Source organism: Gilliamella sp. ESL0443, assembly GCF_019469165.1.
Lineage (GTDB): Bacteria > Pseudomonadota > Gammaproteobacteria > Enterobacterales > Orbaceae > Gilliamella > Gilliamella apicola_E.
In genome coordinates this window covers 1,723,567-1,746,220 of sequence record NZ_CP048263.1, presented here as the reverse complement: position 1 = coordinate 1,746,220, position 22,654 = coordinate 1,723,567, and the positions used below count along the sequence as shown (strand labels likewise).

Here is a 22,654-nt window from a genome sequence, read left to right as displayed (position 1 = left end):
TCAATTTAAAACATTGACATCAATTGTAGCGGTGGCGCTTTAATGGCTTGACTTTGACGATTAAATTCAGCTAATTGCTGATACCAAAAATCAGCATCGATTATCCAAGGAAATGCGATTGGAAAAGCTCGGTCTTGCCAACGCTGAACTATCCAAGCCAGGTAGTGCACCATTCTCATTGCTCTAAGTGGTTCAATTAAACTCAGTTGGTTCATATCAAAATTATAAAACTCTTGATAGCATTCAAGAATGCTATCAAGTTGCAATTGTTGCGCTTTTAGATCGCCATTGAGTAACATCCAAATATCTTGAATCGCTGGTCCATTACGTGCATCATCAAAATCGACAAACATGGCACTATCACGCCATAATATATTACCCGCATGGCAATCAGCATGAAGGCGAATTGGTTGCCAATCGGTATGCCAATGCTGCTCAACAATCTGTATTAAGTGGGTTAAACTGGTCTTGAGTTCGTCATGGATTTTCTTAGGGATCAAATTAGAGGTTAACAAAACTTCTTTAGGCTGATAAAGATATTCTTCCAGTCCAATTGTGGGGCGATAAATAAAAGGTTGTTTTGCACCAATTTGATGAATACGTCCCAGCAAAGTGGCTACCGATTCCATTTGCTCGATATTATCACTTTCATATTGCCGTCCTCCTACACTTGGGAACAGAGCAAATAGGTAGCCTTCATATTCATGCAAAGTCTGACCATTAAAGGTTAATGGTGCAGCGACAGGAATATTAGCTTCTGATAGTTGCTTAGTAAATTGATGCTCTTCAAGAATTTGTGCCTGATTCCAACGATAAGGGCGATAGTATTTGGCGACATATCGTATGCGATCCTCATCAGAAAATTGATAGACACGATTTTCATAACTATTTAAAGCAGTCAGCCCGGAATCAACCCGAATACCAACGGTTGCCAAACTAGCAAAAATAACATCGGGTGATAATGATTGAAATGAAAAGGCTGAACTATCCATTTTAGCGTTCCTTTATTGCTGGCTGAACCATTGGTCTAATTTCTTTTTCAAAGGCTCTAAGCCGATACGTTTTGGCGATGAAAACGGTGCAACAGTAATATCACCTTGAAAAGGTAAGATAGCTTCTTTAACCATGTTAACCTGTTTTTTTAATGCGCCTGAAGCGAGTTTATCGGCTTTAGTTAACAGTAGCATAACAGGAATATCAACTGATACAGCCCATTCAATCATTTGTTGGTCGAGATCTTTAAGCGGATGCCGAACATCCATTAATACAATTAAGCCTTTTAAGCTTTCTCGTTTTTGCAGATATTCGCCTAATGATTTTTGCCATTTGCGTTTAATCGCTTCCGGAACTTGTGCATAACCATAGCCCGGTAAATCGACTAAACGACAATTTTCTTCCACTTCAAATAGGTTAATAAGTTGCGTTCGTCCCGGTGTTTTACTAGTTCTTGCTAAAGATTTTTGATTGGTTAATGTGTTAAGTGCACTTGATTTACCGGCATTAGATCTGCCGGCAAAGGCAACTTCAACGCCACTATCAATTGGTAAATGTGAAATATCGGGGGCACTTAAAATAAAATGCGTTTTAGCATAGTTTAATGGTCGAATGTCGGTCATAAAAAATGTCCTTTAAGTGCATTAACGGCACTTAATCACTTAAAATGCCGTTACTGTATAGAAAAACTTAGGAATTGACAACTTTTTCGACTGCTTTACTAAGTCGGTTCATTCCTTCGTTTATTTCGTCTTCAGATATAATTAGTGAAGGGGTAAAACGAAGCACATTTGGTCCTGCATTAAGGATCATTACTTTAAATTCGGAGGCAACATTCAAGAAGTCACGTGCTTTATTATGAAACACTGGCTGTAATTCAGCACCTAAAAGTAGTCCTTTACCACGGTATTCTCGAAATACTTTGAATTTATCATTTATATTTTCAAGTTGTTCAATAAAGATTGCTCGGCGTTTTTGAACGCCTTGAAGTACATCAGGTGTGTTGATAATATCAAATGCTTCACAACCAACTGCACAAGCAAGAGGGTTGCCACCATAAGTTGTGCCGTGAACACCAGGGTGCATTACTGATGCTATGTCATCGGTTGTTAACATTGCACTGATAGGGAATCCTCCGCCAAGTGCCTTTGCGGAAGTTAAAATATCTGGAACTACGTCATATTGTTGATAAGTGTATAAAGTACCCGTTCTTCCCATTCCACATTGTACTTCATCGAAGATTAACAAGGCATTATATTGGTCGCAAAGCGCTCGTACACCTTTTAAAAATTCTGGTGTTGCTGAGGTTAATCCTCCTTCTCCTTGTACTGGTTCTAACACTACGGCACACGTATGATCATCCATTACTGCTTTAACGGCATCTAAATTATTAAAAGGGACATGAATAATATCAGCAGGTTTAGGACCAAAACCATCGGAATATTTAGCTTGTCCACCCACTGATACTGTAAAAAAGGTGCGACCGTGAAACGATTGATAAAACGAGATAATTTTAGTTTTATAAGGAGTATATTTTTGAGCCGCATAGTATCTTGCTAATTTGAAAGCAGCTTCATTTGCTTCAGCGCCTGAATTAGCAAAGAAAACGCGCTGAGCAAAGGTATTATTAATAATTTTTTGGGCAAGGCGTAAAGCCGGTTCATTAGTAAAAACATTACTTACATGCCATAATTGTTCACTTTGTTGGTGTAAGGCATTAATTAGCCTAGGATGGCAATGACCAAGCGCGTTAACCGCAATCCCTCCTGCAAAATCGATATACTCTTCACCATGTTGATCCCATACTCTACTACCTTTCCCTTTAATAGGTATAAATTTAGCTGGTGAGTAAACGGGTAGGATTACTTTGTCAAACAGTTCTCGTGTTATTTCTGGCTGCATTATACGATCCTTATCTTATCTAACAGTATTTTTCTATTTTATGTTATTTATAAAGATAGTAAAGTAAATATTTATTCATAAATACTGAATTTATATTCATTTAAAAAAGTTGGATATTTTGTATATTTTATTCTTTTCTGCAATTATTTTCGGGTATAATTAGCGATTAATTAATAATCGTTAATAAAATAGGAATAAATATGAGTCGTATTATTTATTGCCATTATTTAAAAAAAGAATCCGAAGGTCTAGATTTTCAGCTTTACCCAGGAGAGCTAGGCAAGCGTATTTATAATGAAATTTCTAAAATAGCATGGCAAGAATGGCTTAAGAAGCAAACAATGTTAATTAATGAAAATAAGCTTAATATGATGAATTTAGAACATCGTAAAAAAATTGAAACCGAAATGATAAAGTTTTTGTTTGAAGGTGAAGATGTGGTTATTGATGGATATAAACCTGAAAATTGAGAGATTACAATGAAAAACAATTTTAAAATTCTGACATTACTCATTTCAGTAAGTTTATTAACAGCCTGTCCTGGCTCAAATAACAAAAAAACTGATGAAGACTATTATATAAAAGATACTAATGCATTTAATATTTTAATAAGTCAGTACGCTAATAACATAGAACAAATCTGGGGACCTAAAGAGGTTCTTATTGCTGGTCCTAAAGATTATGTTCAATATGAAGATAATCTACAAACTCGAGTTCATATCAATTTTGTTTCTGGGATAATTACCATCGAAACTTTATCTGATACACCAATCAATAATTTGAAGGACGCAATTGTATCAACATTACTTATGCCAGAACCTGTTGATATTATCAGGCGAGATAAAATAAGTCAGGATTTATCACAAGAACCTTTTTTATATAACCAGGTTCTTGATCAAGAAAGACAACCAATTCGTTGGAGTGGTAGGGCAAATAGCTTTGCCGATTATTTGCTTGCCAATAATTTAAAAGTACGCTCTTCTGGAGCTCATAAAATCACTTATGTTGAAATCAAACTTGTTCCAAACCACATTAATCAACGTGCAAGAAAATTCTTACCTTTAGTGACTGAAGCCTCAAATCGTTACTTTATTGATGAACGATTGATTTTAGCTATTATGGAAGTTGAATCAGCATTTAACCCATTTGCGGTAAGTCGTACAGATGCATTAGGATTAATGCAAGTACAACAACATACTGCTGGTCGAGATATCTTCAAGTTGCGTGGAAAACCAGGTGAACCGAGTCGTCAGTTTTTACTTGACCCTCGTAATAATGTTGATATGGGAACTGCCTATTTATCTTTACTAAAAACGAAGTATTTAGCAGGCATAAATAATCCAATATCACTACGATATGCAATGATCACTTCTTATAATGGTGGGGCTGGAAGTGTATTACGTACTTTTTCTGATGACCGAAATGAGGCGATCAATATAATTAACTCCATGACACCTCAACAAGTTTATCGCAAATTAGTGACTTCACATGTTTCTCAAGAGTCACGAAATTATCTTATCAAAGTTAGTAGAATTCTAGATAATAAATAAAAAGTATCTATTTTTTATAGGACTATCACATTATTTTAAATAAATAATATTGTGATGGTCCTTTTAACAAATATTAAATTTCTTATGCAAAATTTAATATTTTAACCTTCCCCTTTCATTTCTTAAAAATAGCTTACCACAAGAGTTGTAAATAACGCATAACAATTTGTTTTATAATAATATTTTGACTTACAACTCTTATCAAATATGAAGTTGCTGGCTATCAATGGCAAATCTAGAATATATCAACATTTTTATAATAAATTTCTAATATTTATATGTTTGTAAATGAACATATAGAAAATTTTCATTTCTTTAATTTTGAAATTTCTTCAGCTCTATTTTTATAACAACAAGATGTATTTAAGTGAAAGGAAATAATAGTTCATGGTCAAATTTAATCGTTTCCGTAACATTTCTTATCTAAGTATAAGTGCTGCATTTTTACTTGGTTCAAATAGTGTTTATGCGAGTACAGAGACCGTACCAAAATTAAATATTATCCGCGATGAATTTAATTCAGCGGAAAAACTAAATTTAAGTATCTATAATCCGAAACTTAAATTAACATCCCAAGGTTTATTCAATACCCCAATGGGGCTTTATGTTTATACCAACTATCCGAGTAAAATAGCAGAATATCAAATCACTATTTATCGCCAATCTGATGTTGATAACCAACATCCAATAAAAACATTGAAGTTTAATGAAATTAGCCCATATGAAGCACTATTGTGGCAAGGTGATACCGACAATGGAGAACCATTGTCAATTGATAGTGATTATAAAGCGATTTTAACCACGACTAGTCATGACGGTTTAAAAGATAACGTTCATGCCGTTAACTTTAGTACATTAGGGCGTGGTATAAAACAAGAGAGTGAATTTATTTCATATAGCAAATCTAATGTTTCTTTCTCACCAGCCACTAACTTGACCTTTGGTAAATTAAAATCAGATAGTACTATTCCTGGTTTTGGAGAAAGTCGGATCGATCATCAAGGCATTGTCAGTGGTGCGCAGGATCGTAAAGTTGTCATTCAAATGGCGGGACTAAAAGATAAAAAAGATGTGATGTTAAATGGTGAACGATTGGTGGTGGACAATAGTGGTCGTGCTATGCGAGAGATGATCTTATCGCCAGGAGAATATCAGTTCGATTTAACTTGGAAAGATGAATTTGGTCAAACTCATTCACAAAACGAAAAATTAGTTGTTCAAAAAGAAAATGATGTTTTTTATGTCGGTATTGTTGATGTCACTTATGCTCAAAATAATGTTAGTGGTGAAGGTCAATCAATAGTGGAAGATGCTGATAGCCATCATTATAGTGGTAAAGGTAGTTGGGATGGTCGAGTCGCATTTTATTTAAAAGCCAATAAAGAAGATTATCGTTTAACAGCTCATTTAGATACCACCGAAACCAAATTAAAAAATGCGTTTGGTCATTTAGGTGAAAAAGACCCAACGCGTTTTGTTCGAGAAATCGATCCTCAAGCTTATTATCCAATTTATGGTGATGACTCAACCACTGAAAGTGATGTTGATACCGAAGGTAAATTCTATGTTAAGTTAGAGAAAGGAAAAAATTACGCGTTATGGGGTAATTATAATACCCAAATTACTGGCAATGAATTTGCAAATTTTAACCGAAGTCTATACGGTGCTAAGCTTTACCATGAAAGTGAGCAGACAACAAAATATGGTGATACTCGTACATTAGCCACCATATTTTTATCAAATGGTGAAACACGAGGTAGTCACAATGAATTAGCCTCAACGGGTGGTAGCTTATACTTTTTGAAACATCAACGTGTAACTCAGGGTAGTTTAAAACTTTCTGTCGAAGTGCGTGATCGTAACACTGGACGAGTATTAAGCACCAGCACCTTAAACGAAGGTGTGGATTATGAAGTTAACCAATTCCAAGGTCGTATAATGCTAACTAAACCATTACCGATGACCTCCAGTGGTGGCTCGGGTAGTTCTATTATCGAAGGTGGAAATTTAGTTGGTGGTGACCCAGTTTGGATTATTGCTGAATATGAATATTACTCGGATGGATTTGATCTTGAAGGTCAGAAAGTATTTGGTGGAAGAGCTTATCACTGGTTAAACGATTATCTACGTATTGGGGGGACTTACCTAAGTGAAGATCAGGCTAGTGGTGATAATTATGAATTGAAAGGTGTGGATTTAATTGTAAGGCCAACGCAAGGAACACATACTCAATTAGAATACGCCAAAACCAAAGCGAAAATGAATGATATATTTGTATCGAGCAATGGTGGTCTATCATTTACTGAAACTGTGCTATCAGGTGATACTCGTGGAGCCGCTTGGAAAATAGAACAAAAAATCGATTTTAATGATTTTACCGAAAAAGATGTTCCACTAAGCTTCAAAGGCTATTACTCGATGCAACAAGAAGGTTTTTCATCTTTTGCTAAAGCTCGTAGTAGTGATTTAGAAGAGTGGGGCGGTGAATTGCGTTATGACTTTGAACCAGATAAACAAGGTGTATTGGTTGGTCATAGCCAAGAAAAAGATAAAGCAAATTACGTTGAACGAATTACTCGTGCACAATATTACACTGCCTTAGGTGAATTATATAAAACCGCTTTAGAGCTCCAACAACGAAATGATCATAATTATGGTAGTGATTCAACTAAAGAAACATTAGTGGCAGCAAAATTAGAACGTTCATTTTTTGATGGTCGAGATAAAGGTTATATCATCCAACAATTAACCTTAAATAAATCAGGCGATGTTGCCGATGATAACCGCACAACGTTAGGTTATAACTCTCAAGTGACAGAAAACATCAATATCGGTGCTGAAGTTTTTGGTTCTAACCGAGGTGCAGGAGGTGGTGTACAAGGTAGCTGGGATGTTAATGAACGAACCAGTTTATACACTAAATTATTAAATGATGTCGATTCAACTTCTGGTCGTGGAATAACTACTGTTTTTGGTGGAAAAACCAATGCGACAAGTAAAATGGAGTTATATTCTGAGCGTCAATTTAAAACCAGCAAAATCGATCACACTACTTCAGATATCTATGGTGTCAATTATAAGCCAACTGAAGCGCAATATGTCGAAGGGTCTTACTCTATAGGTCGAGTAAATAACCGTAATCGAAATAGTACCAGTCTGACGGGAAATGATGAAACTCGCCGAGATGTATATGCAGTAGGTTATGGCTTTAAAAATGACAAGTTTCAAATGCGTAACCGCCTTGAATATCGTATAGATGAAGCGAGTGAGCGTATCAAACAATGGGTAACGACAAACCGAGCTAAAACTATCGTAAGTGAGAACTTAAGTTGGCTTACTCAGTTTGATTTTGCTAAAACATTAGGTGAACGCGATGATAAAGTTGTGAGCAATTATACTGAATCTATGGTTGGTTTTGCTTATCGACCCCAAGCCATTAATAACCTAAATCTGTTTGGAAAACTAACCTATGTATATGGATTAGATCCTGACGATCAACTAATCGCAAACTCTACCTCATCAGGCAGTAAAAGTTACACATCAAGCTTATATGATCAGAAGAGCTGGGTGTGGTCGTTAGAAGGGGTTTATGAATGGAATGCAAATTGGGAAACGGCGTTTAAAGCGGCGCACCGTCAAGGGCATTTACGTTACAAAAGCGAAAGTAATTGGTACTCATCAGGCGCAGACTTATATGCCTTAAGAGTCAATTACAAGCTTGGCGATTGGGAATATCAAGTAGAAGGAAGAACCTTACGCACAAGTTTAGCTGATGACCATAAAGATGGTTTAGTCACAAGTGTTTATCGCAATGTTGGTGACAATATCAAGATGGGTGTAGGTTACAACTTCACTGATTATAACGATAACTTAACGCACCTGAACTATCGTTCACATGGTTGGTTTGTAAATGTCGTGGGGAGTTTCTAATGAAAAGTTGGCAAAAAGTTAAAAATGGTCAACCGCATTTACATATGCAAGTTAAATCAGATCAAAAAGTTGAAAACGTTAAAAAGAATTTACGCATATCAGGAGATAAGATAATGCGAACTGAGCATAACGCAAAATCTAAAGAAAGATCATTAGTAAAAATTTTTAATTATAAAGCGATAATAAAACACTTTAACTTAGTGTTGTTCTCATTTTTTATTTCGTTTATGGCTCTATCGGTAGCAAACGCGATACCGATTTCAGGTAAGGTTTTTCTAGATTATGATGGTAAATCTAATAATGTCAACTTCCCATTAAAAAACTTACCTGTTGAACTAAAAGATTATACAGGTGCGAAAATTGCTAGCGTACAAACTGATGATAGTGGGACCTTTCAATTTGATGTCTCTTCATTAGGTTCTTATAAGATTGAAGTAAAAACTAGTAATAATGAAAGTGTAGCGAAGTCAGTTTCGATAAATGGTATGACGGGGGAATTAGGTCAAAACCTATTTTTAAAAGGTAATGGAGGATCAATTTATCTTAAAGTTAAAAATGATAATAATCAGGGGGTTGGTAATATCCCTGTTAAATTACTTAATTCATCAACCAAAAATGTCATAGTGTTAAATACTGATACTAATGGTGAGATAGAGATAAAAAATACATTATTGAATGATGAATATACTGTTTACTTCGATAACGAAGTTGATGTCTTCCTAAAAAATTTAAAGTATAAATTGTGGGATGTAACCTTACCTAATGGTAATAATGTTTATGAAGACAAAGTTAAATTCTTAATGAAAGGGGCGGTACAAAAAGGCTCTTTTAATCTTAAACAACGAAATCAAAATAAACTAGATGGTGTTGTTGTAACCGATATAGATAATGATGGACTGTATACGGTCAATACAGATATAGGTATAGAAGGTATCAAAGTAAATATTTATTATGAAAATACCAATATTCCTGTAATGGGAACAACAACTGTTACAACTGGGGTTGATGGTTTCTATGGTTTCATCGACTTACCTGTAGCGACTTATGATATTGTAGTATCGGGCGTACCAGCTCCTCCATATAAATACTTACAAAGTGATTTAAAAAAGAAAGCAAAAATACCCGATGCAATAGGTATTCCTACTGGTCCTGATTTCGTTTTTCAAATCGATCCAAAAGATAAAACTTTATCAAGTATATCTGGTAATGTTTTTAAAATTCAAAAATATATTCAAGCAGGTCCTGATTCTGGTAAAACGGGCAATAACCTTTATGATGCTTCGGCCGGAGATGTTGGTATTGCAACTGTAGTTGAACTTCATCAACATGATGGTTCTGCATGGAAGAAAATTTCTACTGTAAACACAGAAGGTTCTTCAGGGTTTTACCAATTTATAGGTCTTACTAAAGGTAAAGATTACAAAGTTGTATTGACTGAAAAAGGTATTGATAAAAGTAAATTCTTTTTCATCAATGATACGGATGGTAAATCAACAAGTACTTCACCAAAATCAAGAAGTAGTCATAAAGGTAAAGTGACATTAAGCAATAACACAAAAGACAATATTGCTGGAAAAGAAATTATTTTACCTAATTTAGGTGATAAAATAGCAAATCAAAATTTCTGGTATTCATCAATACTAGATAAGCTAGGTGATTTATTTGTTGTTAATTATCTAGAAACAGCTGGTGGACATTGGAGCTGGAGTACAACTTACAATGGATTAGAGGCTCAGTCGGCAGGTACCTATACCAAAATAGTGTTTTATGAAGAAGATGGGGTTACACAAGCAACTGATTCTAAAAATAATAAACTTGAAGTTTCATATCAAACACCAGGATTTTATGGTTTAAGAGGTTCTCAAAATTATTTCGTTGATCGCGCTGGTTTATTTTATTATTCAGTCGTGGATTATGATGATACTCTTTTAGATACACCTAGATCAAGAAACCAGAATTATGAAATAACTGTAATTCCTGGTAAAAATTGGGAAGATGCATTATATTTCACACCTAAACAAAGAAATACTATATCAGGTTATATTTATTTAAATAATAGTCACCCTGATGCTTTAGGTAGTTATGTACCTGGTTATGATACTCCTATTAAATATAATCGAGTTGTTTTAGAAAGGAAAGTTCAAGGTAGATGGACTGAATTTACTGTCTTTTCTACTGATGAAAATGGTAAATATGAATTTACAAATATACCAAACGGTGATTATCGAATTACTGCCAAACAAATATATGGTTTAGCTAGTAATATAAAAGACGGTGATTTAGTATTTGAAAATAACGATAAAAATAACGGTTTTTTAATAGATCCAAGTAATAACCAAAGAACAATCTCACAAATTGAAATATCAGTTAATGGAGGTAATACATATAATACTAATACTAATTTTTGGTATAAATTGAAAGTCAATGAATATGTAATACGAGGAACCGTATATCTTGATACATGGCTAGGCGACAGTATAATACAGACTGGACAACTTTATAATTCTAATGATTTGCCATTGAAATATGCAACTGTTTTACTTTGCCAAGATGGTGATGAAAGCGATTGTACAGAAAACGGTAGGAATTTCCTTGATAAGAAAATTACAGATGATAAAGGCGAGTATTTATTTGATAGTCAACTTAATGGTGTAACTGCTAATAAAAATTACATGATTAAGGTAAAATATGATGGAATAAAAACAGTTACTAATCCTCGTGAGAATTTATATCCTTTTTATAGAGTTAGCTTTACAAAACTTGATGCACCTATTACTAAAAACTTTCTTATGCAAGGTAAAGGTACTATTTCTGGTGGTCCAGTTAATGATTTAAATGGTGACACTGAATATGCTGGTGATCAATCAAGTGAAAATGGTAAAGGGCTCTTTGTATTATATTATTGGGATAAGGAGACTAATAAATGGGCATATTGGTCTAAACTTGGTGATTATTATCGAACATTCAATTTAAAATCACTACCAAAGGGCAAATATCGAATTGTTCATGACACTAACACTTTTGACTATATTGATATAGCAGATCAAGATCCAGCCACTAGTCCTGGTACATTAGAGTTTGAAGTTTTAGCTGATGGTTCTTTAGCTAATGATATGCAAGCAGATAAACAGTGGTTTATGCAAGCAACTAGAGCTCCAGATGCTTTAACTGAAGGTATTACAGGTAACTTGTATTTAGATGTTACTGGTTCAAATGTTAAGAATGAACAGTCAATATTGTTAACTAAGGAACAATTAGAAAAATATAATTCTTCCCAAATAACTGTTGAAGGGGTGTTTACTCCTCGTCTTTACAATAAGTATTACAATGGAAATTTTGAATCAATCTTTGATACACCAGATTTTACTGATAATGAAGTAAAACAAAAAGGTAGCTTTGTTTATAATCTATCTACCTCAAGAAGAAAAAATAAATTATACCTTTCCAATATGATGTTAAAACTCAAAGGATTAGATAATGCATTTGAAATAGTAGGAAATAGCAGTGAAATAAAAGGAAACTTCTTACCCAACAAGGTACAAAAGGGTTTGGAGTATATGAAAGTTGGAATATCGCCAAGTGGTGCTCGAGATCAATATTGGTTATTAAGATTAAGAGAAACAACAGAAATTGGTGGGAAACTTTATTACGACTACGATAATAATGGCGCTTTTGAGCCTAGTAGCGGTGACGTACCAATGACTGGAGTTCGAGTAGAATTATATCGTGATGGTAATTTATACTCATTTACAACGACCGATCGTGACGGTAATTATAAGTTTACAAATCTTTTATATGATGACTATACAATTAAAGTCACAGATGAAGGTTTAGATAAGACTCGTTATGAATTAAAAAGTTTATCTGACACAATTTCTAATATCAAAATTACACAAAGTAATCCAACTGTTACTAGTGGAGCGTTAGATTTTCTTTATAAAAAAGAAGGTGACACTTCTATTTATGGCTATGTATTGATTGATATTAATAATAATGGTGTAGCAGATATTCATTTTGATAAAACAGGTGATATGCCAGTACAAAATGTTACTATTAATTTGTATAAAGGTTCTACGAATAGTTCACCATTTAAGACAATACAAACAAATCAAATTGGGGTTTACAGTTTTGATTTAGATAAAAATCAACTCAATGATACTTATTTTATAGAAATTGTACCTCCAACTGGTTATGGTGTTATTTCTAATGTGGATAATAATACTAATACGATTTTATCTCCAATCAATTTTAGTACAGGAAGAGAAAGTCAAAGAAGTAAATACTTTTTATTAGCAGGAGGAACGAACCCAAATCCTTCAGATGGTATTAATAGTCCTACAGCAAAAAATAGTGGTATTGCTGGTAAAACATTGATTGATGATCCAGAACCAGCAAACTATAAACCATTAAAGAATGTTTTATTAAGTTTAGTTGATGGAAATGGTAAAGAGTTAGCACGTCAATATAGTGATTCTAATGGCGAATACCACTTTTATAATTTGCCGAGTGGAACTTATAAGGTAAATGTGAAACAACCACCAGCAAATTATGCTATTGTTAGAAATAGTGTGAGTACCATTCAACCAATTGATACTATTTCAGGTATTGCTATTACTAATACAGGGGTAACGGATAAAACCTTCTTCTATAGCAAAGCAAGCCATGATGGTATCCAAGGTAATATTTATGTTGATTTTAGTGATACTAATACTGATACAAGTCATTTGAATGAGTATGCACATTTAATCAATAGTTCACACCAAGTAACAGTTAAGCTTTATGATGGTTTAAATGGTACAGGTCAGTTGTTAATGACACAATTGACAACCGATGGGCACTATCATTTTGCAGATCTTTTATATGGAAATGATGTTGATTACTCAGTTAAAATTGAAATGAACACTCTTCCGGACTATGACTTTAAATTCAGTAAAGCAGGTAATAGAGTACAAGATATTGTTATTCCTGTAAAAGCATTGAAAGAAGAGGGATCATTAGATAATCACTATGTAGTTTTAGGTAAACAACAACTAGGTGGTGATGTTTGGATAGATAATAATAATGATAAGATTAAAACTGATCAAAAACTGACTAATGATGTTGAGGTTGAATTATCTTATCAAGTACCAAATACAAATACTTTTAAAACGCTTAAGAAGACAAAAACGGCTAATATTGCATTGAATGGTAATGCATCGAAAAATGGGCAATATTTGTTTGATAAATTACCAAAAGATTATAATTATCAAATTAAGGTTAGTACGCCTAATTCGACTGTATTAGTACCAGCGACTGATATACCGAATAATACTAATACATTCAATTTTGAACCTTTAACTGATAATGATTTTAATAGCAGTACAGCTTTCAAATATACTGGACGAATATCAGGACAAATTGTTATTGATGTTGATGATAGCAAAGATAGAACCGGTGCAGACACTAGTTTTGCAGGTGTTAAACTGGTTCTAACGAAAGTATCAAGTTCAACTTTCAGTGGTGGACAAACTTCATTTGAAGCAACAACTGATCCAAATGGTAACTTTGCATTTGATAATGTTCCGGTAGGAAAATGGGCTATTTCAACAGCATCTTCACAAACAATAACTGATTGGAATAGTTATGTTCTAAATTATACGACTATTGGAAATAATGTTGTTCCAATACAATCAGGTAATAATTTATCGTTAGAAGTTGAAGTGACAACTACTCAAAGTGTTGTTGATAACATTGATATTGGTTATCGAGGTAATAGTAAGATTACCGGTTATGTCGTTATTGATAGTGATAGTGATGAACAATATAGTTCTAACGATATGAGCTTTGGTCAGCTAGCTACTCCTATAACTCCGAAAATAACACTAACTTCGGCAACCAATAAAGCTGGATTTAAAACAAAAGAATTTACTGTTGATGCATCAAACGGTCTTTTCGAAATAACAGGATTGAGCGCTTATAATTATGAAATAAGTAGTAATGTGAGTGATTCTAATTATAAATTAGTCTTTAGTCCTGGATATCCATCACCTGCATCTGCGACAGCAACGTTTAATGTTAATGGACCAAATGATACAAGTTTTGAAACAAATCCAAATACAAGAGCGTTTGGGTATCAATTTGCTCGTAAATTATCAGGGAATGTTTATTTAGATATCGGTGGGAATGAGTCTGAAAAAACATTTAATCCAAAACTTGATGGGGCGGTAGTTAAAGTTGAAGGCGTATTGATTAACAATAAGCATGTAACTTATACTAAAACTGTAGGGAGTAACGGTGAATTTACCTTCAATAATATTACTGAAGGTAAATGGACAGTATCTGTTTCTCATCCGACACGAACTGATTTAACCTATAGTTATTTTGTTGAAAAATTGGTAACTCCAACTGTTGTCAATAATAATAGTATCACTTATGAAGTAGATTCAAATACTGGCAATGAGATCAAGCTTGATTTAGGTATGAAAGGCCAAGCTAAGATTACTGGTAAAGTCGTGTTTGATAATGATACGGATGAGCAATTGTCATCACTCGATACTGGTGTCGATGGTTTAACCATAAAATTGGTAGACCTAAATAGTGATACAGTTATTTATAAGGAAGCTGTATCGAATAGTGATGGTGAATTTACTTTTGATAATTTAGCCAATGGCAGCTACCGAATTAGAGTGACTGACCCATCTAATAAATTAAATGGTTATGTCATCAGCTTTAGTCCTTCGGGTAAAGCATCTGCAAATACTGCTTCGGATATTGCGACAATTTCTATTTCAGGCGATGCTGCGCAATCGGATAGGAATGACTTTGGTTATAAATCTAATTTAGGTATAAGTGGACATATCTATCAAGACATTATGGGGAATGGTCAGCATAATACTAACTATCCTCCGTTAGCTGGTGTTGGAATTACCGCAGTTAATCAAAGTAATAATTTAGCTATTAATGCAGTTTCTCTTGCAGATGGTAGTTATTCACTAAACAATCTAACTGCTGGTACTTGGATAATTAAAATTTCAAATTCACCTTCAGGTTGGAATTATAGTTATTTTGATGCTGCCGTAGGTAATGCAACTATTAGCGAAGTTAACCCAGGCGAATTGAAAATAATAATCTCGTCAAATGATACGGTAGGAAAAAATATTAATTTCGGTTTGAAAGGTAGTGCAAAAATATCAGGTAAAGTTGTTGTTGACGTGGATGTAAATGATAATGTCGGTTTAAATTATCATGCAGCATCAATTGATAGACCATTAAGCGGTGTAGAGGTTACCCTTAAAGCAAATGGTTTAAACGGTACAACGGCTATTTCAACAACTACAGGAAGTGACGGTAGTTATAAGTTTGAAAACCTTACCGCATATAATGATTATGAATTGACTGTTAATGATAGTAACTTGACTAGAGCTGGCTATCAAATCAGTTTCAGTCCTGCTATGATAAATGGTGGACTTGCAATTAATCATGATACATTAGCATTAACATCTGCTACTCAAGATCTTGCTCAGATTGACTATGGTTATAAGAGCCAAAAAACCTTGAAAGGAACTATTTATAAAGATGTTTCTGGAAAAGGTGTGCATCAAACATACGATACAACTTTAGCGGGAGTTACCGTTGAGGCAAGAGATGTTAATGATCATAATATAGTATTAACTGCAATTAGTGATCCTAATGGTCAATATGAAATTAATAATATAGCTGAAGGTCAATGGGATGTAACTGTAAACGCAACAGCCGTTGCAGGTTATAGTTACAGTTATGTAATTCAGCCTCAAGGTTCAAATTCAACATCTATAACAAATGGAACAAGAATTAAAATTGAAGCAACATCTTCTAATTTGGTCACAAATGTTGATTTTGGATTGAAGGGACAAGCAAGTATTAGCGGTCAAGTTGTAATTGATGTTGATACTCAAGATGGTAATGCTATTTCATCTCGGGATATCGGTATTGATTCTCTAATTCCAAATTATCAAGTTGAGTTATTTGTAGACAATAATTTAATTGATAAGAAAGCCGCAACTACTACTGGAACAAATATTGATGAGCTTGGTAAATATCAATTTGAAAATTTAGCTTCTGGTATTAATTATAAAGTTAAAGTTAGTATGGGAAGTAATAGTTACATTAGTAGCTTCATGCTTACTGATAGTAATATTGCAGCAACAATCAATAAAACAGATAACTTGATGGAAGAAACCTATCAGTTTGCTAGTGCAACAGACCAAGCTAAAAACGTTACATTTGCTTGGAGTGGTATTAGTGGCATTAAAGGTAAAGTGTTCTTGGATAATAATGATGATGGAGAATATAATCCTTCAATAGATACAGCTATTAATGCTCCAATAACAATTACCTTTAAAAATGTGAATAATCCGTCAATTAACTTCACACGTAATTTAGCTGCTGGTGATATAGATTATGATGTTGCTAATCTTATTCCGGGCAAATGGAGTATTGAAATTGCTGGTGTACCATCAACACTGAAAGCTAGCTTTGACCCTGATGATGCGCATCATAATGCAAGTGGTGAATTAAAATTACCGCAAACTGCGAATATTGCCGTTATAAATATTACAGGTAAGTTATCTGATCAAAACTTTGGTTATATCAATGGTGGTATTATCGAAGGTAAAGTTCTAGATGATAATCAAGGTGCTGGTTTAACTGGAGTATCTGGTTATAAAGGTTTATCTGGAGTTAAAGTTTACTTATTAGATGGTAATAAAAACCATATAATGGATAGAAATGGTCGTCCAATTGTTTCGACCAGCAATGACAATGGTAAATTTAATTTCCGTAATCTAATCAGTGATACTACTCGTAGTACAAGCGCACGTTACTTTATCCGTGTTCTTTATGGCGATTATAATGATGGAACTGTTAGTGTAGGTCGAGGTAATCCTTTATATGATCTAATACCATCATTTGATAAGTATAGAGATGCTAGTGGTAATTTAGTTGAGCATGATTTAATTAATCTCTCTAACCCACCGGCTACAATAAACTTTAATGGTGTAGGTGGTGAACATACTGTACCAGTTATGGTAAATGATGGAACAAGTAATTTAGCATATGGAATTTTATTAGGTTATCGTAGTTCAGATGCAGATATAACTATTGCTAAAATTGCATTAAAAGATAAGGTAACGGTTGGTGATATTGTTCCTTACTCAATTAAAATAACGAATAATAGTTCACGCGTTTCAACTATTAAGATCAAAGACGTTTTACCAGCAGGCTTTAAATTTGTTAAAGGCTCCACTCGCCTTAATGGTAAAAAAGTTGAAGATCCTACTGGAGGAAGAACAGTAAATTCACAACTTATTCAATTAAAACCAAAAGGTGAATTAACCTTTACCTATATGCTTGTTGTTGGTGCTGGTGTCACTCAAGGTGAATACACTAATACAGCTGTAGCAGTTAATTCAATAAATGGAAAAGTTGTATCTAATACTTCTCAGGCAACAGTAACTGTTACTGCTGATCCATTATTTGATGATGCACTAATCTTCGGAAAAGTGTATGTTGATAAAAATGGTAATGGTGTTCAGGACGAAGGTGAAGAAGGCTTAGGTGGTGTAAAACTAGTTACTGTACGTGGTGAAATTATTACAACTGATGCTAGTGGTCGTTATCACATAGTCGGTGTATCTGGTGGACGTTGGGAACGAGGTGCGAATTTTGTTCTTAAATTAGATACAAGATCACTACCGAAAGGCTATGAAGTAATTGGGCGTAATCCTAAAGTAGTGAGAGTATCACCAGGCTTACCAAGTAAAGTTGACTTCACAGTTTCAGAGGAAAAGAGTCAATAACAAATGAATTTGGATCGTAAGATCCAAATTTTAAACCACCTTAATTTCCGTCCTTTTCTGATTTATTAGGAAAAGGGCGGAATTTTATATTTCTAACTGATAATTACATTGATTTATAATTGTTTATCTCTAAATATTAACTATTTAAGTGCAGAAAAAAAACATTGAAAAGTAACTAAAAAAACAATTGGTTAAAAAAAATGTTTTTTTTTAACTAAAAAATTGATGATCTGACTTAAATTAGTAGTATACTATGCGCCTCATAAAAGCATAGTTTTTTTGAGGATGTCAACTTGAGTAATGATAAGCTTGTGGACTCGTTTTCTCCCGCGCAAATGACCCAAATCGCCGAGGAACTTGGCAACTATAAAGTAAATAAAAACCCTACTAGTACCATAGTATCAGCTATCCTTGCAGGTGTTTTTATCTCTATCGCATTCGTTTTCTATATTACTGCTACAACAGGAACTTCAACCGTTGCTTTTGGCTTGGCTAAATTAGTTGGCGGTATCTGCTTCTCGTTAGGTTTGATGCTTGTTGTATGTTGTGGAACAGATCTTTTTACTTCAACTATTTTAACCATTTTACCTAAAATGACACATAAAATTAGTTGGATAAAAATGTTCCGTAATTGGATTTTGGTCTATATTGGTAACTTTATCGGTGCTATACTATTTGTAGGAATTATTTGGTTTTCTGGGCAATATATGGTAGCCAATGGTTTGTGGGGATTGAATGTATTACAAACCGCAGACCATAAATTACATCATACTTTCATCGAAGCTGTATTTCTTGGTTTATTAGCTAATTTAATGGTTTGCTTAGCTGCTTGGATGAGTTATGCTGGTCGTAGTCTACTTGATAAAATGCTAATTATGGTATTACCTGTAGCAATGTTTGTTGCAAGTGGTTTTGAACATAGTATTGCAAATATGTTTATGATTCCTATGGGAATTGTAATTAATAATTTTGCATCACCTGAGTTTTGGACTACTGTTGGGATATCTCCTGACTCATTTAAAGCTTTAACCGTAGAGCATTTTATTGTAAATAATTTAATTCCTGTTACTATCGGGAATATTTTAGGAGGCTTGTTAGTCGCTATCCCTAACTGGGCTTTACATCTTCGTAAGCCACATTGATTTTATAATATTTACCCTTATATAAGAGTAGATAGATATTTTTGTAAACCTGAGGTTAATAACTATGAGTAATTTAAACGAAGTACAAGCAGCAGCTTGGAAAGGATTTAAAGAGGGTGATTGGCAAAGTAATGTCAATGTTCGCGATTTCATTCAAAAAAATTACACACCATATGAGGGTGATGAATCTTTTTTAGCTGGCGCAACAGATGCTACAACTAAATTATGGGATAAAGTCATGGAAGGCATTAAAATTGAAAATGCTACTCATGCTCCTGTAGATTTTGATACAAGTGTAATCTCTACTATTACTGCTCATGATGCAGGTTATATCGAAAAAGATTTAGAGAAGATTGTTGGTTTACAAACTGAAAAACCATTAAAACGCGCGATTATCCCGTTTGGTGGTATCAAAATGATCGAGAACTCTTGTAAAGCTTACAACAGAACGCTTGATCCATTAGTCAAAAAAATCTTTACTGACTATCGTAAAACACATAACCAAGGTGTGTTTGACATCTATACTCCGGATATCCTTCGTTGTCGTAAATCAGGTGTTATCACTGGTCTTCCTGATGCTTATGGTCGTGGTCGTATCATTGGTGATTACCGTCGTGTTGCACTTTACGGTATCGACTTCTTAATGCAAGATAAATTTGCTCAATTCAATTCATTACAAGCTGATTTTGAAAATGGTGTTGATTTAGCAATGACTATGCAACGTCGTGAAGAAATCGCTGAACAACATCGTGCTCTTGGTCAAATCAAAGAAATGGCAGCTAAATATGGCTACGACATTTCTGGACCAGCTAAAACAGCTCAAGAAGCAGTGCAATGGACATATTTCGGTTACTTAGCTGCAGTTAAATCTCAAAATGGTGCGGCAATGTCTCTTGGTCGTACTTCTACATTCTTTGATATTTACTTCCAACGTGACCTTGAAGCAGGTTTAATTACTGAAAAAGACGCTCAAGAAATTGTTGACCATTTCGTTATGAAATTACGTATGGTTCGTTTCTTACGTACGCCTGAATATGATGAATTATTCTCTGGTGACCCAATTTGGGCAACTGAATCAATCGCAGGTATGGGTGTTGACGGACGTACTTTAGTTACTAAAACTTCATTCCGTTTCTTAAACACACTATATACAATGGGTCCATCACCTGAGCCTAACATGACTATTCTTTGGTCAGAACAGTTACCAAGTGGATTCAAAGAGTTCGCATCTAAAGTATCTATTGATACCTCATCATTACAATATGAAAATGATGATTTAATGCGTCCTGACTTCAATAACGATGACTATGCAATCGCATGTTGTGTAAGCCCGATGATCGTTGGTAAACAAATGCAATTCTTCGGTGCGCGTGCCAACCTTGCTAAAACTCTTCTATACGCAATCAATGGCGGTGTGGATGAAAAACTTAAAATGCAAGTTGGACCAAAAGAAGATCCAATCACTGACGAATACCTTGATTTTGACAAAGTATTTGCTCGTTTAGATCACTTTATGGATTGGTTAGCAAAACAATACGTAACTGCACTAAATGCAATTCACTATATGCATGACAAATACAGCTATGAAGCATCATTAATGGCACTACATGATCGTGACATTATTCGTACAATGGCATGTGGTATTGCAGGTCTATCTGTTGCTGCTGACTCATTATCAGCTATCAAATATGCAAAAGTAAAAACGATTCGTGATGAAGATGGTTTAGCAGTGGACTTTGAAATCGAAGGTGAATATCCACAATTCGGTAACAACGATCCACGTGTAGATGATATCGCAGTTGATTTAGTTGAACGTTTCATGAAGAAAATTCAAAAACTTAAAACTTATCGTAATGCGATTCCTACACAGTCTGTATTAACCATTACTTCAAACGTTGTATATGGTAAGAAAACAGGTAACACTCCAGACGGTCGTCGTGCTGGTGCTCCATTTGGACCAGGTGCTAACCCAATGCACGGACGTGACCAAAAAGGTGCAGTTGCTTCATTAACATCTGTTGCTAAACTACCATTTGCTTATGCGAAAGATGGTATTTCATATACTTTCTCAATCGTTCCTAATGCATTAGGTAAAGATGATGATGTTCGTAAACGTAACTTAGCTGGTTTAATGGATGGTTACTTCCATCACGAAGCTACTATTGAAGGTGGTCAACATTTAAATGTTAACGTATTAAATCGTGAAACATTATTAGATGCGATGGAACACCCTGAAAAATATCCACAATTAACTATTCGTGTTTCTGGATATGCAGTACGTTTCAACTCACTAACTAAAGAACAACAAAAAGACGTTATTACACGTACTTTCACACAATCAATGTAAGTGCGACAAGAGCGCACTTATGCGCCTAACTATTTGATTTTTAATCAAAAGTTAGGTGGGTTAATTAAGGTGAACAACTTTAATTAACCACCCTCACAATATCCGAGTAGGGCGTTTATACATGTCCGAAAGGATATTGTATAACCTGTATTCGGTAAAGAATATATTAAAGTCCGTGGGAGACAACTCTCATACTTTAAAGAACAAATTCTTTGGACAATTCAACTAATCATATCTGATATTCTGGAAGATTCCAAGGAGTTCAATAAGAGATTATTGAAACGCCCAAGGAAACGAAAGAACCCATCAGCGTATAGTTTAAGCTAGAATTGACCTATTGTGAAGTTATAAGTGCATAAGCTGTTATTATCATTGTTGAAGCACAATTGCTTATAAATTAGGTAAAAGTGCGAGTCAACCTGTTATATGACTAACAGTAGCCTAGGGATAGTGCGAGACTGGTAACGGTCTGGTGCGGAGCTTCCTGACAATGTACCCCCTTGAGGAGTAGCAAGGTTAATGTTTATCGTGAGGTAACATTAAGTAATGGCAAGTAGCATGCCATGAGGGGCTAGGCTAAATAGAAAGATGAACGTAAGTGAATTGTTGATAAACGTCGTGAATTGTAAAGAGCTTAAGCTACTGACAAGCTCTAACCAAAAAGGTATATAGTGGGATATCTCTTTTTACATTGGGGATACGTCATCATAACACTATCGGCGAACAGACAACATCTTAACTATTTGTGTGATAATAATGGAACTTGGTAAGCCTGTATTTCCGCCTTAGGGCAGGTAAAGCGCAAGCGATACTGATGGGGGTGCAGGTAAAGGAGGTTAGAGAAAGCGAATGATTGGCTGTAATGGCTGATATAGGGTATGAAACATGACCTAATCCGAAAGGGTGCAGACTTCTAACTGGTCTTTCATCGTAAGATGTTGGCAAATCCTTTTGTGGTCATTTCTTCGGGAGTGA

Annotated in this window: 9 protein-coding genes; 6 read left to right on the top strand and 3 right to left on the bottom strand. The window is 34.5% G+C overall.

What is annotated here, in order from left to right:
• Positions 1–5 precede the first annotated feature (5 nt).
• The 3 genes from GYM76_RS07910 to GYM76_RS07900 all read right to left on the bottom strand — a co-directional run bounded on the left by GYM76_RS07910 (position 6) and on the right by GYM76_RS07900 (position 2,895).
• Positions 6–992, bottom strand: a complete 987-nt coding sequence (locus GYM76_RS07910; RefSeq protein WP_220225113.1) for a serine/threonine protein kinase — start codon at positions 990–992, stop codon at positions 6–8.
• A 12-nt stretch (positions 993–1,004) separates the two neighbouring features.
• On the bottom strand, positions 1,005–1,616 hold the full coding sequence (gene yihA / locus GYM76_RS07905; RefSeq protein ID WP_370632546.1) for a ribosome biogenesis GTP-binding protein YihA/YsxC: 612 nt from the start codon (positions 1,614–1,616) through the stop codon (positions 1,005–1,007).
• Positions 1,617–1,683: 67 nt separating this feature from the next.
• Complete coding sequence (locus GYM76_RS07900) at positions 1,684–2,895, bottom strand: aspartate aminotransferase family protein (protein ID WP_220225112.1); 1,212 nt, start codon at positions 2,893–2,895, stop codon at positions 1,684–1,686.
• A 200-nt stretch (positions 2,896–3,095) separates the two neighbouring features.
• Between GYM76_RS07900 and GYM76_RS07895 the strand changes: the two genes are divergently transcribed.
• From GYM76_RS07895 to pflB, 6 genes are all read left to right on the top strand, one after another.
• Positions 3,096–3,365: an oxidative damage protection protein gene (locus GYM76_RS07895; protein WP_065562305.1), complete on the top strand. Its 270-nt coding sequence runs from the start codon at positions 3,096–3,098 to the stop codon at positions 3,363–3,365.
• A 9-nt stretch (positions 3,366–3,374) separates the two neighbouring features.
• Positions 3,375–4,445 carry a membrane-bound lytic murein transglycosylase MltC gene (gene mltC / locus GYM76_RS07890; protein WP_065562304.1) on the top strand — a complete coding sequence of 357 codons (1,071 nt, stop codon included), beginning with the start codon at positions 3,375–3,377 and terminating at the stop codon, positions 4,443–4,445.
• Between the two features lie 387 nt (positions 4,446–4,832).
• Positions 4,833–8,375, top strand: a complete 3,543-nt coding sequence (locus tag GYM76_RS07885) for a hypothetical protein (protein WP_220225111.1) — start codon at positions 4,833–4,835, stop codon at positions 8,373–8,375.
• Positions 8,375–18,190 carry an SdrD B-like domain-containing protein gene (locus GYM76_RS07880; RefSeq protein ID WP_220225110.1) on the top strand — a complete coding sequence of 3,272 codons (9,816 nt, stop codon included), beginning with the start codon at positions 8,375–8,377 and terminating at the stop codon, positions 18,188–18,190. The genes GYM76_RS07885 and GYM76_RS07880 overlap by 1 nt, the downstream gene beginning before the upstream one ends.
• 293 nt (positions 18,191–18,483) lie before the next feature.
• Entirely contained in the window at positions 18,484–19,332 is an 849-nt protein-coding gene (focA, locus tag GYM76_RS07875) for a formate transporter FocA (protein ID WP_218058385.1), read from the top strand.
• Positions 19,333–19,396: 64 nt separating this feature from the next.
• The gene (pflB, locus tag GYM76_RS07870) at positions 19,397–21,679 is read left to right on the top strand and encodes a formate C-acetyltransferase (RefSeq protein WP_220225109.1); all 2,283 of its coding nucleotides are present in this window, start codon (positions 19,397–19,399) and stop codon (positions 21,677–21,679) included.
• Positions 21,680–22,654 lie beyond the last annotated feature (975 nt).

Excerpts from the sequence above, each read along its gene's own strand:
- GYM76_RS07910 (WP_220225113.1), bottom strand. The coding sequence starts at position 992 with ATGGATAGTTCAGCCTTTTCATTTCAATCATTATCACCCGATGTTATT.
- yihA (WP_370632546.1), bottom strand. The coding sequence starts at position 1,616 with ATGACCGACATTCGACCATTAAACTATGCTAAAACGCATTTTATTTTA.
- GYM76_RS07900 (WP_220225112.1), bottom strand. The coding sequence starts at position 2,895 with ATGCAGCCAGAAATAACACGAGAACTGTTTGACAAAGTAATCCTACCC.
- GYM76_RS07895 (WP_065562305.1), top strand. The coding sequence starts at position 3,096 with ATGAGTCGTATTATTTATTGCCATTATTTAAAAAAAGAATCCGAAGGT.
- mltC (WP_065562304.1), top strand. The coding sequence starts at position 3,375 with ATGAAAAACAATTTTAAAATTCTGACATTACTCATTTCAGTAAGTTTA.
- GYM76_RS07885 (WP_220225111.1), top strand. The coding sequence starts at position 4,833 with ATGGTCAAATTTAATCGTTTCCGTAACATTTCTTATCTAAGTATAAGT.
- GYM76_RS07880 (WP_220225110.1), top strand. The coding sequence starts at position 8,375 with ATGAAAAGTTGGCAAAAAGTTAAAAATGGTCAACCGCATTTACATATG.
- pflB (WP_220225109.1), top strand. The coding sequence starts at position 19,397 with ATGAGTAATTTAAACGAAGTACAAGCAGCAGCTTGGAAAGGATTTAAA.